Origin of the sequence: Nonomuraea sp. GTA35, from assembly GCF_041950525.1 — a bacterium.
GTDB lineage: Bacteria > Actinomycetota > Actinomycetes > Streptosporangiales > Streptosporangiaceae > Nonomuraea.
This window is the reverse complement of sequence record NZ_JBGNUV010000004.1, coordinates 760804-775172: the sequence shown is the minus strand read 5'-3', so window position 1 is coordinate 775172 and position 14369 is coordinate 760804. Positions and strand designations below refer to the sequence as shown.

Genomic DNA, 14369 nt, shown 5'->3' with positions numbered 1-14369 from the left:
TCCGGAAATGCCGGACTTTGACCCGAAGCTCACCCGGAAGGCCGTCCGCCGCGGGCTGGTCAGGACGACCACCAACGTGCTGGCGGTCCTGCTGGCACTCGCCCTGGCGGCCACGCTCGGCTCGGCGCTCGTCCAGGAGCGCGGCGATCGGGAACAACGCATGATGGACGTGCTCGGCACGGCCTTCAAGGTGTACAACCCGGCCTACACGGTGACGGTCGGCGACTGCTGCGAGACCACGCCGGTGTCGATGTCGTTCCAGGTCGCCGCGGCCCCGCTGCGTGCCGTCGGCGGCTTCTGGCCGGTGGGCGGCGAGACGTACACGATCACTCAGGACTTCTTCGGCCGCGTCGGCCACCTGCCTCTGGGCAGCACCGCCAACACCAGGCTCTCCATCGCTCTCTACGACCTGGGCGGCACGCTCGCGCGCAAGGAGCAGGTCCGCAAGGTGCTGGCCAGGCTTCCCGCCGGGCTCAACACGCTGGCGGTGGTGGAGTTCGCCGCGCCGCTGCAGCAGGCCGAGCTGAAGGGCTTCCTGGAGGAGAAGAAGACCTGCGCCGACAAGGTCGTCTATGAACGCAGGCCGAGCTCGCTGCCCATCACCTGGGGAGAGATCACCTGGGACCGCGGTGAGTTCGTCGAGGGCAAGGAGGGGTGCGGCGTGGGCCTGTCCAACTTCCGTTCCTGGGTCCGGCTGCTGCGCGAGCACGACGAGGCGAACCTGCGCCGCTTCGACCTGTCCCTGAACCGGTTGCGCAAGGCGGCCGGCGACGGCCTGGCCTACGCCTACGTGGACCAGCTCGCCTCGGTCGAAGAGCTGCGCAGGCTCATCGAGGACCCGCGCGTGCGCACGATCCGCCTGGCCGACGCCACCTTCGACCTGGACCGCCCCTAGCCCCCAGCCCCCAGCCCCTAGACGGCCAGCGCGTGCCTGGTCAGGCCGGCCCACGACTCGGCGCGGCGCACGAAGGCCTCGCAGTGGTCCGGCCAGTGGTGGCGCAGCCGCGCCGCCGCGTGCCCCTGCGCGCCGAGTCGAACCCGCCGCGCCGGGTTCTCCTTCAGATCCAGTACGGCGTTCAGCACCGCGTCCACGTCCAGCGGCACCACCAGCCCGCACCCGGCCCCCTCGACCAGCGAGGCGCCCTGCGGGGTGGTGATCACCGGCAGCCCCCTGCCCATGTAGTCCATGATCTTGGTGGGGGGCGTGCCGACCGTGTCGTCGGCCAGCGACAGGCCGGCCAGCGCGCCCTCGGCCATGCGCAGGGCGTGCCGGTTCGGGACGTACCCGAACCAGTCGAGCAGGCCCACCCGCTGCGCGTCCCGCAGCAGCGGCCGCACCTCGCGGGCCGCGGCGCCGATGAGGTCCAGCCGGATGCCGTGCGGGACCAGGCGCTCGGCCAGCCCGATCAGCTCCGTCACGCCGCGCTCGGCCGACAGGCGGCCGATGTGCACGACCCTGGTGTCGCCAGGAGGGGGAGGACTGGACGACACCAGGGTCGCCTCGGGGACCACGGCGGGCGTGATCACCCGGTGGCGCCTTTCGGCGCGGGCGAGTTGCTTGGCGGTGACCTGCTCGCGCACGTCCCAGACGACCGGAGGGCGCCGGTACGGCAGCGCCCGCAGCAGCCGGTGGTCGTGCACGATCAGCAGGTCCGCGTCCCGCACGCCGCGTCTGAGCGCGGTGCGCGCCCGGCTGTAGGAGGCCTGGCGGGGCACGTCGATCGCGGTCAGCCCCATGGCGGGGGTCACGTTGAAGTAGGTGAAGGGCGCGACGTAGGTCACCTCGTGGCCCGCGTCGAGCAGCGCCCGGATCTGCCGGTGCATGATCCGGGCGTCCTCGGGATGGTGGACGGTCGTGGCGACACATGCGCGCATGTGTCGATGCTGAGCGCTTACCAGGTCAAAGGCGTTAATGCGGGTGAAACGGCTGCTTAACTTCGAGAGGGGCGCCGATAGAGCCAGGTCAGGCGGGGCTCCAGGACCCACTTGAAGACCGTGCGGGTCTCCGGCAGGCACAGGATGATGGCCAGCGCGAAGCAGCTCGCGCTGATGGCCAGCACGCCCAGCGGCCCGTACAGCCACGGCATCGACAGCCAGCCCATCTCCTTGGCGATCAGCACCGGGATGCCGTGGAGCAGGTAGCAGTAGAGCGTGCGGGTGCCGAGGTCGGTGTACCAGGTCTCCTTCCTGGGCACCAGCGCCAGCACGGCCAGGCACATGGCCAGCGCGCAGACCAGCAGCCCGATGCGCAGGCCGAGGCCCATGTACCAGGACAGGTTGAGATCCTGGAAGCTGTTCTTGTAGTAGAACGGGCCCAGCTTCGCCATGGGCGCGATGAAGATCGCCACCGCCGCCGCGCCGAGGAGGATGAACCCCGAGACGGCCTTGATCCAGCGCCGGTTGAGCAGCTCGAAGTGCTCGGGCTGCAGCACCAGGCCGATCACGAAGAACGGCAGCAGGCCGAAGAACCGGTCCATGCTGAAGTCACCGGAGATCTGCGAGAACCCGGCGAACAGGTAGATCGCGATCGCCACCGGCACCGGGTACTTCATCCGCTTCCACACCGGTGTGGACAACCGCCAGAACAGCAGCGCCAGCAGGTACCAGTTGAGCCACGCCGGATCGATGATCGTCAGGCTCCACTTCGACCCGAGGGCGGTGCGGAGCGCGGCGTAACCCACCTCGACGATCACGTACGGGACCAGGAACGTGTCGACCAGCTTGTTGGTCTTGGCGTTGGAGTTCCAGAAGTTCCTGGACAGGTAGCCGCTGATCACCACGAACAGCGGCATGTGGAAGACGTAGATGAAGATGTAGGCCGCGCGCGCCGAGTCGGCGGCCAGCGTGGGCACCAGCGAGTGGCCGATCGGCACCAGCGCGATCAGGATGAACTTGACGTTGTCGAGGAACGGATCGCGCCTGCGCTTGGCCGGCTCCGCCGCCGGCTGCGGCTGCTCCTCACGCCCCTCGCCCGACGCCGGCCCCTCGGCGATCGCCGTCTGCGGCGCGGCGCGCTCGCCGGGGGCGACCCCGTGGGGATCGGTGGACTCGCTCCAGAACGCCTCCTCCGGCAACGGCCAGCGGGCTCCCGTGTTGGCGGGCCCCTGCTCCTCTGGGCTGCGCTGGGGCGTGGCCGATGGGGAGAATCTGGTGTCAGACACGGAAGAAGTCGCTCAGCTTCGCTCGGGGCCGGGGAACCGCGACGACAAGAGCGGGAAACCCACGAGGCTTGGTGTCGCGCTGCGTCGCCAACCCGCAACAGACTATCCCGCCCTCGCGGGTCCTGTCTCTCGCAGAGGAGCAGAATGCCCGCTTCCACAGGGAACTTGGAGCCTCAGGTGCACACGTTCTTCTGCTCGGAGGCGGTGATGGTGCTGTTGTTGACGCTGTCGGGGAGCTTGGTGACCTTGACCGACTCGAAGTCCTCGCCCACCAGGAGCTGGATGATCGGAGTGCCCTTCGTGGCGCCCCCCGCCGTGGCGTTGGTGACCGTCGACGTGTACGGCTGCACGTTGGTCCCCGCCACCTTGCCCGACGCGGCCTGCGGCTTGGGCAGGACGGAACCGCCCAGCGTGATGGCGTGGTCGGCCGCCGTCTCGACCGTCTTGGTGTAGTGGATCTCGCTCTTGGCCAGGCTCACCCCGCCGGGCGCCTCGTAGTTGCCCACCCCGACGACCTTGAAGCCCTGCTTGGCCAGCTCGTCGGCCACCTCGCGGGCCTTGCCCACGGTCTTGGTGCCGTTCAGCACCTGCACGCGCACCTGCTCGGGCTTGATCTTCTCCTTGGGCTTGGTGCTCGCGCTCGAGCTCGGCTCCGGCGTGGTGACCTCGGTGTCGGTCTTGATCGAGGTGAACAGCTCGGTGGCGTCCGGCTCCTTCCAGACCACCCGGTTCGGGTCCTGCGGGTCGGGGCCCCAGGGCACCGTGGTGAACTTGACGCCGTTCGCGGTCATCGCCCTGGCGCTCATCGCGATCTGGATGAGCTGCTCGGTGTCGTTGGCCAGCTCGGGGTCCATGGTGACCGAGCCCGCCGCGGCGGCGACGAAGTCGCGCAGCCGGCCGACGTCGGTGAGCAGCTCGCTGCTGGTGGCCTTGGCCACGACCTTGCTCAGGAAGATCTGCTGGCGCTTGATGCGCTGGATGTCGCTGCCGTCGCCGTACTTGCGCAGGCGCACGTAACCCAGCGCCTTCTCGCCGTTGAGCAGGCTCTTGCCGGCCGGCAGCACCAGCTTGGAGGCCTTGTCGTCGACGGCGGTGCGCAGGCAGATCTCGATGCCGCCCAGAGCGTCGACGATGTTCTTGAACCCGCTGAAGTCCACCTCGACGTAGTGGTTCACGCGGATGCCGGTGAGGGTCTCGATCGTGGAGATCGTGCAGGCGATGCCGCCCGCGTTGTACGCCGAGTTGATCATGTCCCGGCGCGGGGCCATCTCCTGCTTGGTGGTCTCGTTCTTGCACCGGGGGATCTGCACCATCGAGTCCCGCGGGAAGCTGATCAGGCGGGCCTTGTCGCGGTTGGGCGAGATGTGCATGAGGATGATCGTGTCGGTGCGCTTGCCGCCCGCGTCGGCCTGCCGGGCGAGCTCCTGGCCGTACCTCGCGTTGCCCTGGCCCGCGCGCGTGTCGGAGCCGACGAGCAGCACGTTGAGCGCGCCGGTCTCCGGGGGACGCGGGTTGATGATGTCTTCCTTGACGCTCTTCTGGTTGATGTTGCCGAAGGCGTCGCGGTAGGTGGTGTACGCGGTCAGCGCGCCCGCGACCATGACCGTGGTCAGGCCGATGCTGACCCAGGCCAGCACGCGCATCTTGGCCTGGCCGCCTGAGCCGCCGCCGGAGCGGTGGCCGCGCGGGGGCCGGTCGTCGGGCGGCGGGGGCGGCGCGGCGGCCGCCTGCCGGCGCGCCATCCGGCTGCCGGGTTGTGTGACGGCGGTACGGCGGTCCTGCACGGAATCGACTACCGGCACGCTCCTGTAGTCACTCATACGCCCCCTAGCCTCACTCCTTGCGCCGCCGGATTGGTCGCTCCGCGCCACGAGACTAGGTCACGTACGGCGTGCCCCGAGCCATGATCGCGGGGAACGGCCGTGACCCGGACGTGATGTTTCCGCGGCAAAGCATACTCAGAGCTGGACATTGGGTGGAATATCATCGCCAAACTCTTTCGCCCTCGGATCGCCACCGGACCGTCTGAGCAGGCCAGGCCCGAGGCTCTGGGCCGCCGCCAGACAGGCCAGGGGTACGGCCGGCAACACGTACCGGTAGTCGAACTCGGCGGCCGCGGCCGGTGTGATCAGCAGCACAACGGCCACCGACCAGGGCACCAGCCAGGCCGGACCCGCCGCGAGGCGCCTTCCCTCACGCCTGCGGGCGATCGCCGCCACCGGTGGCACGAGCAAGATCCCCAAGAGCACCGGGCCGGGCAGGCGCACCATGCTCTGATAGGCCCGCAACCATCCGGCGAAGGGCTCCACGATCTCCGTGCCGATCGCACCCTGCTCGTAGAGCTTGGCATACTCGGCGCCGACCTGCGCGGGATAGCGCCCAGGAGGTCCCGGCGCGGTCGCCGGGAACTGGTAGTAGCCGTAGATCTCGGCGTCGGGGTAGATCGGCCGGCCCCAGGTGAACGAGCGGCCCAGTTCCTCCAGCACGGAGGCGGCGTAGTCGAGGGGCTGCGTGACGATCGCCAGCATCGCGAACCTGGCCGCCAGGTCGTCGTTCTCCTTCGAGAACGTGATCCCCGGCCGCAGCACCAGCGGGGCGTCCTTGGCCCAGATGTACTCCTGCGAGGGCGGGCGCTGCTCCGGCGGGCGCGGATCGCACAGGACCTTCAGGTCGGGCGGCGGGTCCATCCTGGCGCAGTCGGCGAAGGACATCGTGCGGGCGTACAGGAAGACGCCGTTCGCGCCGACCAGGCCGACGCGCTGGTAGGTGACGTGGAACCAGGCGCCGTACGCGAGGATCGGCACCAGCGCGGCGGCCAGCAGCACGGCCGCCGGCTTGATCGCCACGGCCGACCTGATCCGCACGGCCAGCCTCTTCCGCGCGTCCGGACTTTTTCGTACGGTCGGACTTTTTCGCACGGTGGCCGGCCCGATCGGTTCGTCTGCCGGCCCGAGCCGGTGGTGCAGCGCGAACCAGGCCGCCAGCACCACGATCAGCGGCTGGCCGACCGTCCTGGTGAGCGTGGCGGCGGCCAGCAGCAGGCCGATCGCGGCGATGGCCGCCGTCCGGCGCGTGGCGCACAGCACCACGGCGGCGACCACCAGGAACATGAACAGCGTGTCGGAGACGAGCAGGTGCTCCAGCTCGATCTGGTACGCGTCCAGCAGCACCGGCACCGTGGCCAGCGTCGCCGCCCACCTGGGAGCCCGGCGGGCGGCCCGGTAGATCAGGATGCCGGTGGCCAGGCCGAGCAGGTGCTGAGCGGCCGTGACCGCGCCGAACGCGTGCAGCGGCTCCAGCAGCTTGAGGAACATCGAGTAGCCGGCCGGGCGCACGAGGTCGGGGCGGGGTTTGAAGACGGTGACGATGTAGGTGTAGGAGTCGGGGAACCACAGGGCGGGGCGGTAGCCCAGCATGGCCAGGCCCCGCAGGACGGTGCCGAGGGCCAGCACGGCCAGGAACCAGCGGTGCCGGCGCACCCACTGCCGAGGCGCGCCACCGCCCGGTGTGACGCTGTCACGTGTGGCGCTGTCACGTGTGGCGCTGTCACGTGTGGCGCTGTCAGGCGCGGCGCTGTCACGTGTGGCGTTGTCCGGTGCGGTGCTGTCACGTGTGGCGCTGTCCGATGCGGTGCTGTCCCGTGCGGCGCTGCCGGATGGGCGGCGTGTCGCGGGGTTCAGGACGCGTGCCAGGTCGGCGAGGCGCGCCAGCGGGCCCAGGCGCTGTGCCGGCCGGAGACGCGGATCGTGTGGCAGGCGCCGCCGGCCGCGGCCGGTCCTCGTGGGCTCCCCGTCGCGAGCCTCCGACCTCACCGCATGTCCTCCCGCTTCTCCGGCACGTCCGTACGCTACCGGCGATCGCCGGCACGCCGCGCCGCCTGCTGACCCACTCACCCGCACCCTGCGGCCCGCACGCGGGGACGGCGGGGGCGCCAAGGTTGGATACGCTCGCTCTCCGATGGAACTCGATCGACCCGGCCGGGTGCTCGCCACGCTGTCCGTGCTGCCCGCGCTGGCCGTGGCGGGCTGGTTGCTGGCGGGTCTGCCGCTGCTGCTGTTCGGCCGGTTCGCGCCGCTGCCCGCCACGCTGCTCGGGGTCCCGCTGGCGGTGTTGCTGTGCTGGGCGGGCACGCGGCGGCTCGGCTGGAGCACGACCCGCGAGGGCACGGCCCTCGACGGCACGGCGAGCGGTGGCGGCGCCCAGGCGGCGGGGACGCGCAGGGCCGAGGGGAGCGGCGGTGTCGCGCAGGCGGTGGTGTCGCGGGCGGCCGAGGGCGTTCTGGGGCGGGTCAGGGCCGCCACGTGGCAGGTGGCGGGCGTCCTAGGGGTCGCCGCCGCGTCGGGCGTGTTCAACGCGATCATGCACAGCGAGCAGATCGCCGTCAGGCGCGACCCGGCCACCTACACCCAGTACGCGGCCTGGATCGCCGCCCACGGCGGGCTGCCCGTCCCCGCCCAGGCCGAGGCGTTCGGCGGGCCGGATCCCGCGCTGGTGTTCAAGAGTGTCGGGTTCTACGACGTGGCCGGGGCGGTGGTGCCGCAGTTCATGCCGGGCCCGCCGATGGTGTTCGCGGTCGGCCACTGGCTGGGCGCCCCGTACGTGGTGCCGGCCGTGCTGGGGGCGCTGGCCGTGCTGACGGTGGCCGGGGTGGTGGCGCGGCTGGCCGGGGCCAGGTGGGCGGTGGTGGCGGCGGCGGCCTTCGCCGTGAGCCTGCCGGTCCTGTACACCTCGCGCACCACGTTCAGCGAGATCCCGTCGCTGATCCTGCTGTTCGGCGGCCTGGCCCTGGCGTACGACGCGCTCGCCCGGCGGGAGCGGGGCAGGGCGCTGCTGGCCGGGCTGGTGTTCGGGCTGGCCGTGCTGGTCAGGGTGGACGGGCTGCGGGACGTGCTGCCGGTGCTGGCGTTCGCGGGACTGCTGATCGCGATGCGGCGCTTCCGCAGGCCGGAGGGGGCGGTGGGGCCGCCGCTGCTGGTGGGGCTGGTGGTCGGGGCCGGGCTGGGGATGCTGGCGGCGTACCTGCTGGCCCGTCCCTACCTCTCCTATCTGTCCGGTTCGGTGAAGCCGCTGCTGTTCATCTGCGCCGGCGTCCTCGTGCTCACCGCCGCGGGCACGGCCGCCGCCCCGGCCCTCGCGCGGATCCGCCTGCCGAGGTGGGCGCCGAGGACGGGTGCGGTGCTGGTCGTGCTGCTGATGGCGGCCCTGTACGCGCGCCCGTGGGTGCAGACCGTCATCCGGATCCCCGCCAGTGACGACGACCGCCGCACGGCCGAGATGATCGAGCAGATCCAGCGGGCCAACGGCCTGCCCGTCGACGGCACCAGGCTCTACTTCGAGAGCTCCCTGCACTGGGTGATCTGGTACGTCGGCGCCCCCGCCGTCCTGCTGGCCACGATCGCCGCCGCCCTGCTCGTGCGCAGGTTGCTGCGCGGCGGCTCGTCGTTCGAGTGGCTGCTGCCGCTCGCCGTCGTGGGCTGGACGACCGTCACCACGCTGCTGCGGCCCGAGATCACCCCCGACCATCCGTGGGCCGCCCGCCGCCTGGTCCCCGTCGTGGTCCCCGGGATGATCCTGCTCGCCTCCTACGGCCTGGCCCGGCTGCGCCGCCTCACGGACCGGCACGGGCCGCAGGTGCTGAAGTGGGGCATGGCGGCGGCCGTGGTGCTCGTCCTGGTGCCCCCGGCCGTGACCTCGATCGGGACGGCGTTCACGCCGGTCGAGCGGGGGGAGGCGGCGGCGGTCGAGGCGATGTGCGCGCGGATCCCGGCCGACGCCTCGGTGCTGACCGTGGAGCGGGTCACGGGTGACCGGTTCGTCCAGGTCGTACGCGGCATGTGCGGTAAGCCGGCCGCGCAGGTGGCCCGGGTGGGCTCCGCCGACCTCGCGCCCGAGTCCGAGGTGCGGCGGCTGATCGAGCGGGTGCGCGCGGCGGGCCGGGTGCCGGTCGTGCTGGGGGCCGAGCAGGGGCAGGTCTCGCCGTACGGAGCGGCGTCGCAGATCATGGAGCTGGTCACGCGCCAGGACGAGCGGTCGCTCACCGAGGCGCCGAACGGCACCTGGTCCCTGCGGATGAACGTGTGGATGGCGGTCGCCTGACCGGCCTGCGATGAGCCAGACTGGAGGGAAAGATCGGGGAACCGGGAGTTCCCGCTGGCCCGATGTGGACTCGCCTCCCGGCTGGGCAGAGTACCCTCGACCCCCGTGAGCACGCTTGAGACCCCCAAGAGTGGAACCGCCGTGGAAGAAGCGCCGTACGTCACGATCGTCCTGCCCTGCTACAACGAGCAGGATCACGTCCTCGACGAGGTGGAGCGCATCACCAAGGCGATGGACTCGAGCGGCTACACCTACGAGCTGGTCGCCGTCGACGACTGCTCGACCGACGCCACCCTGGCCAAGCTCCAGGAGGCCGCGCCCAGCTATCCCCACCTGCGCATCCGCGCCTTCCACCGCAACGGCGGCGCCGGCACCGTGCGGCGCATCGGCTCGCAGGAGGCCAGGGGCGAGATCGTCGTCTGGACCGACGCCGACATGTCCTACGCCAACGAGCGCATCCCCGAGCTGGTGCAGATCCTGGAGAAGGACGCGACCATTGACATGGTGGTCGGGGCGCGCACCAGCGAGGAGGGCTCGCACAAGTTCCTGCGCGTGCCGGCCAAGTTCGTGATCCGCAAGGTGGCCGAGATGCTGGCCGGGCAGAAGATCCCCGACCTCAACTCGGGGCTGCGGGCCTTCCGCAAGGCGGTGGCCAAGCCCTACCTGCGGCTGCTGCCCCCCGGCTTCTCCTGCGTCACGACGATCACGCTGTCGTTCCTGTCGAACCAGCACGACGTCTACTACCTGCCGACGGAGTACGCCAAGCGGGCCGGCAAGTCGAAGTTCAGCTTCGTCTCCGACGCCTACCGCTACATCCTGCAGGTGCTGCGGATGATCATGTACTTCAACCCGCTCAAGGTGCTCATGCCGCCCGCGTTGTGGCTGGTGGCCATCGGGTTCGTGAAGGGCGTCTGGGACATGATCCAGCACCCGTTCTACTTCCCTGCCAACACCGTCATGATCTTCCTGTCCGGGCTGCTGATCGGGTCCGTGGCGCTGCTCGCCGACCTGATCGTGCGCTCGCGGGGAGAGTGACGTTGCGGATCGCGATCGTCGGCCCGACCTATCCGTACAAGGGGGGCGGGGCGCAACACACCACCGAGCTGGCGCACCGCCTGGCGGCGCTCGGCCACGACGTGGTGATCGAGTCGTGGCGCGCGCAGTATCCGTCCTTCCTCTACCCGGGGCAGCAGACGATCGACGCGCCCGAGGGCACGCCCTTCCCGGGGACCGTGCGGCGGCTCGACTGGCGGCGGCCGGACGGGTGGGTGGCGGCCGGGCGGCGGCTGCGGTCGGCGGACCTGGTGGTGCTGGCGGTGCTGAGCCCGGTGCAGGTCCCCGCGTACCTGGGCATCCTCTACGGGATCGGGCGGCGGACCCGTACCGTCGCCCTGTGCCACAACGTGCTGCCGCACGAGCGCAAGCCGTACGACGAGCCGCTGATGAAAGCCCTGCTCAAGCGGGTGGACGGAGTGCTGGCCCACTCCGAGCCGCAGGCCGCGCTGGCCAGGGGGCTCACGGCCGGGCCGGTCAGCGTGGCGGGGCTGCCGCCGCACCTGCCCTCGACCTCGGGTGACAAGCCGGCCGGGGTGGTGCACCGCAGGCTGCTGTTCTTCGGCATCGTGCGGCCGTACAAGGGGCTCGACCTGCTGCTGCGCGCGCTGCCCGAGGGGATCGCGCTGACCGTCGCCGGCGAGTTCTGGGGCGGGCTCGACGAGACGAAGGCGCTGATCGGGGAGCTGGGCCTCGGCGACCGGGTGGAGCTGCGGCCGGGGTACGTCGCGGCCGAGGACGTGCCGAAGCTGTTCGCCGCGGCCGACGCGCTGGTGCTGCCCTACCGCAACGCCACGGCCAGCCAGAACGTCTGGCTCGCGCACGAGCACGGCGTGCCCGTGATCGCCACCCGCGTCGGCGCGCTGGCCGACCACGTCACCGACGGCGTGGACGGGCTGCTGGTCGAGCCGGGCGACGCCGGGGCGCTGCGCGCGGCGATCGAGCGGTTCTACGCCTCCGGCGAGCCGGAGAGGTTGCGGTCGGGGGTCAAGGCGGTCGATCCCGAGCCGTTCTGGTCGGCGTACGCGGCGGCGCTGCTCGGCGCCTGAGTGCCGGGCGCGGGCCGGCGGCCGAGCAGGAACGAGATGCCCGCGGCGGCCGCGTCGGCCAGCGTGAACGCCAGCCGCGACACGATCGCCACCGCGAGCGCGGCGGGCGTGCCGACGATCGGCCCGAGCACGAGCACGAGCGCGCCCTCCCTGACGCCGACCCCGGCGGGCACGACCACGGTCAGGATCCCGGTCGCCCAGGCGAAGGCGTAGGCCCCTGTCGCCACCACGTACAGGTCGGGACGGCCGGCGACCAGCCAGATGTGCAGGCCGTACACGAGCCAGCCGAGCGCCGTCCAGGCCACCGCGACCACCACCGTGCGGCCGGGCAGCACGCTCTCCAGCGGCTCCCTGCGTGCGATGCGCAGCGCCAGGTTGAGGCCCCAGGTGAGCACCTTGGGATGCAGGCAGACGATGATCACCGGCACGAGCAGCGCGAGGTACCAGGCCTGTCGCACCGCTTCCAGCGTGCCCAGCGTGGCGGCGGCGATCGAGATCGCCACCCCGAGGTTGATCACCAGCCCCAGGGAGATCGTCGCGAACGTGCGCCGCGGCGGGCTCCCGTGATCGCGCCCGAGGTCCATCATCGCCGCGTACGCCCACACCGCGCCCGGGATGTACTTCCCGAGCTGCCCCACGAACATGATCCGCCCGGCGATCCGCACCGGCACCCGCGTGCCCAGGCCCGCCAGGATCTCCCGCCAGGCAAGCAACATGCAGAACTGGCCGACCAGCACGGCCACGAACGACCCGAGCACCGCCCACGGCGACATCGCGGCCAGCGCGGTGGTGGTGTCGTCCCAGTTGGCGGCCAGCCCGTAGCCCAGGAAACCGATCGCGACCAGGGCGAGGAAGACGCGCAGCAGGCGGCGGAGCATTGGCTCAGGTTACGCGCGGTTCTCCAGGTAAATCCAGCGGCCCGCCGCCCCGATGACGGCCGGCGCCGCGAGCGCGACCTGGGATCCGCGCATGCCACTTCGTTCCCGCCCGTCCGGGTCTCGCCAGGTCGGCCGCCGTACCGAAGCCGCTTTGACGCCTGATTGGCGTGCGCGTCCGCACGAGGTCGGTACGGTGGGGAACCGTGGTGAAGCAACGGGTCGCGCAGCTCGAATACTCGGAGTTCCAGTCCGCCATGCTCGACGAGGCGAAGCGCAGGCGGAAGGCAGCGAAGATCATCGCGGTGCTGGAGCACTTCAACGGGCCGCTCGGCGGGCTGACCGTCGGCGACGTGGGCTGCTCGGCCGGATTCATCGCCGACGAGCTGGCGCAGGCCGGGGCGAAGCACACGCTGGGCATCGACATCGACGTGCCGGGGCTGCGTAAGGCGGCCGACCGGTTCGGCGAGCGGGTGGCGTTCGTCTGCGGTGACGGCACGGCGCTGCCGTTCCCCGACGGCTCGATCGACGTGCTGGTGTTCAACCACATCTACGAGCACGTGGTCGACCCCGACGCGGTGGTGGCGGAGATGCGCCGGGTGCTGTCCGACGACGGGGTGCTCTACCTCGGGCTCGGCAACCGGCTCGGGGTCATGGAGCCGCACTACAAGCTGCCGTTCCTGTCGTACCTCCCGCCGGCGCTGGCCGACCGCTACGTGCGGGCGTTCGGGCGGGCCGACCACTACTACGAGCGGTTCAGGACGCGGCGCGGGCTGCGCAGGATGTTGCGTGCCTTCCACGTGTGGGACTACACCTTGCCCGTGCTGGCCACGCCGACCAGGTTCGCGGGGGGCGAGCTGTTCCCCGGGGTGCTGGGGAAGGTGGTCAGGACGGTGCTGTCGCGGATGCCGCGCGAGGTGCTCAGGCTGTTGCTGCCGGTCGTGCCGACGTACCTGTGGGTGGCCACCAAGACCCCGCGCCGGCCGGCGGGCGCGCGCCTGCCGCAGCCGCCCGAGCGGGTGCGCCCGCTGTGAGCGGCACCGACCCCGCCGCTGATCCCGCCGCTGATCCCGCCGCCGACCCCGCCGCCGGTTCCACTGACGCCCATCCCGCCGCCGGCTCGGCCGCCGCTCCGGCCGCCGAGAACGGCGGTCCCGGGAGCGCGGCCGAGGGGGTGCCGCGGCGCTCGCTGGGTCGCCGGCTGGTCAGGTACGGCTTTCTGGCCGTCGCGCTCGGCTTCGGCGGTTACGCGGTGGCCAGGGAGTGGGACGCGGTGGTGACCGGGTTCGCCCGGCTGTCGTGGGCCGCGCTGGCCGGCTCGCTGGTCGCGGTGGTCGCGGCGCTGCTCGGAGCCATGCTGACCTGGCGCACCCTGCTGGCCGACCTGGGCTCGCCGCTGCCCGCGCGCCCGGCGGCCAAGGTGTTCTTCGTGGGCCAGCTCGGCAAGTACATCCCCGGCGCCGTCTGGCCCGTGCTCGCCCAGATGGAGATGGGCCGCGACCTCGGCGTGCCGCGCCCGCGCAGCGCGGCGGCGTTCTTCCTGATGATGCCCATCCAGCTCGCCACCGGCCTGCTGGTCACGCTCGTGACGCTGGGCTGGAACCAGTACGGCTGGCTGCTGCTGTTCGTCCCCCTGCTGCTCGTCCTGCTCGAACCCAGGGTGGTCAACGCCGTCATCGGGTACGCCCTGCGCCGCCTCGGGCGTGAGCCCCTCGAACGCCCCCTCACCAGGCGCGGCATGCTGACGGCGCTCGCCTGGGCCCTGGCCGGCTGGCTCGCCTACGGCGTGCACCTGTACTTCGTCGCCCCCCAGGGCGGCCTGCTCTTCGCCGTCGGGGCCTTCGCGATGTCGTGGTGCCTGGGCATCCTGACCTTCGTGATCCCGGCGGGCGCGGGGGTCAGGGAGGTTGCCATGGTTGCGGTGCTCGCGCCCCATCTCGACTCGGGTGACGCAATTGCGGTGGCCCTTTCCTCCCGCATTGTCATCATCGTGGGGGATCTGATCTGCGCGGGCCTGGCGGGAATTGCGGCGCGTCGCGACTCGGTGTGATTTGGCCCACGATTTAGGGGAGGCTGGTCATAAGGTGAATTTATGAGGGGGACGCCCGGTCCCACGTTGATCTTGAGGGGAGAAG

The 14369-nt window shown here is 71.4% G+C and carries 11 protein-coding genes; 6 read left to right on the top strand and 5 right to left on the bottom strand.

The genetic code is table 11. The features are described 5' to 3' along the window. Window positions 1–7 precede the first annotated feature (7 nt). Entirely contained in the window at window positions 8–895 is an 888-nt protein-coding gene (locus ACBJ32_RS22025) for a hypothetical protein (RefSeq protein ID WP_375128280.1), read from the top strand. Between the two features lie 17 nt (window positions 896–912). Here ACBJ32_RS22025 and ACBJ32_RS22020 read toward each other — a convergent pair whose 3' ends face one another. From ACBJ32_RS22020 to ACBJ32_RS22005, 4 genes are all read right to left on the bottom strand, one after another. After that, entirely contained in the window at window positions 913–1875 is a 963-nt protein-coding gene (locus tag ACBJ32_RS22020; RefSeq protein ID WP_375128279.1) for a glycosyltransferase, read from the bottom strand. Window positions 1876–1931: 56 nt separating this feature from the next. Continuing rightward, entirely contained in the window at window positions 1932–3161 is a 1230-nt protein-coding gene (locus ACBJ32_RS22015) for an acyltransferase family protein (protein WP_375128278.1), read from the bottom strand. 173 nt (window positions 3162–3334) lie between these two features. Next, entirely contained in the window at window positions 3335–4981 is a 1647-nt protein-coding gene (locus ACBJ32_RS22010) for an LCP family protein (RefSeq protein WP_357873200.1), read from the bottom strand. A gap of 138 nt (window positions 4982–5119) precedes the next feature. Beyond that, window positions 5120–6640, bottom strand: a complete 1521-nt coding sequence (locus tag ACBJ32_RS22005; RefSeq protein ID WP_375128277.1) for a hypothetical protein — start codon at window positions 6638–6640, stop codon at window positions 5120–5122. Window positions 6641–7118: 478 nt separating this feature from the next. Between ACBJ32_RS22005 and ACBJ32_RS22000 the strand changes: the two genes are divergently transcribed. From ACBJ32_RS22000 to ACBJ32_RS21990, 3 genes are all read left to right on the top strand, one after another. After that, window positions 7119–9257, top strand: coding sequence for a glycosyltransferase family 39 protein (locus ACBJ32_RS22000; RefSeq protein ID WP_375128276.1), 2139 nt, complete (start codon window positions 7119–7121; stop codon window positions 9255–9257). A gap of 105 nt (window positions 9258–9362) precedes the next feature. Next, window positions 9363–10292, top strand: coding sequence for a glycosyltransferase family 2 protein (locus ACBJ32_RS21995; RefSeq protein WP_357873209.1), 930 nt, complete (start codon window positions 9363–9365; stop codon window positions 10290–10292). Between the two features lie 2 nt (window positions 10293–10294). Further along, the gene (locus ACBJ32_RS21990; protein WP_357873212.1) at window positions 10295–11359 is read left to right on the top strand and encodes a glycosyltransferase family 4 protein; all 1065 of its coding nucleotides are present in this window, start codon (window positions 10295–10297) and stop codon (window positions 11357–11359) included. Here the strand turns inward: ACBJ32_RS21990 and ACBJ32_RS21985 are convergent. Beyond that, window positions 11260–12237, bottom strand: coding sequence for a YbhN family protein (locus ACBJ32_RS21985; RefSeq protein ID WP_375128275.1), 978 nt, complete (start codon window positions 12235–12237; stop codon window positions 11260–11262). The genes ACBJ32_RS21990 and ACBJ32_RS21985 overlap by 100 nt on opposite strands. Window positions 12238–12440: 203 nt before the next feature. Between ACBJ32_RS21985 and ACBJ32_RS21980 the strand changes: the two genes are divergently transcribed. Then, on the top strand, window positions 12441–13268 hold the full coding sequence (locus ACBJ32_RS21980) for a class I SAM-dependent methyltransferase (protein ID WP_357873217.1): 828 nt from the start codon (window positions 12441–12443) through the stop codon (window positions 13266–13268). Next, entirely contained in the window at window positions 13265–14284 is a 1020-nt protein-coding gene (locus ACBJ32_RS21975) for a lysylphosphatidylglycerol synthase domain-containing protein (protein WP_375128274.1), read from the top strand. Before ACBJ32_RS21980 ends, ACBJ32_RS21975 begins: the two co-directional genes overlap by 4 nt. Window positions 14285–14369: the final 85 nt, after the last annotated feature.

Excerpts from the sequence above, each read along its gene's own strand:
- ACBJ32_RS22025 (WP_375128280.1), top strand. The coding sequence starts at position 8 with ATGCCGGACTTTGACCCGAAGCTCACCCGGAAGGCCGTCCGCCGCGGG.
- ACBJ32_RS22020 (WP_375128279.1), bottom strand. The coding sequence starts at position 1,875 with ATGCGCGCATGTGTCGCCACGACCGTCCACCATCCCGAGGACGCCCGG.
- ACBJ32_RS22010 (WP_357873200.1), bottom strand. The coding sequence starts at position 4,981 with ATGAGTGACTACAGGAGCGTGCCGGTAGTCGATTCCGTGCAGGACCGC.
- ACBJ32_RS22000 (WP_375128276.1), top strand. The coding sequence starts at position 7,119 with ATGGAACTCGATCGACCCGGCCGGGTGCTCGCCACGCTGTCCGTGCTG.
- ACBJ32_RS21985 (WP_375128275.1), bottom strand. The coding sequence starts at position 12,237 with ATGCTCCGCCGCCTGCTGCGCGTCTTCCTCGCCCTGGTCGCGATCGGT.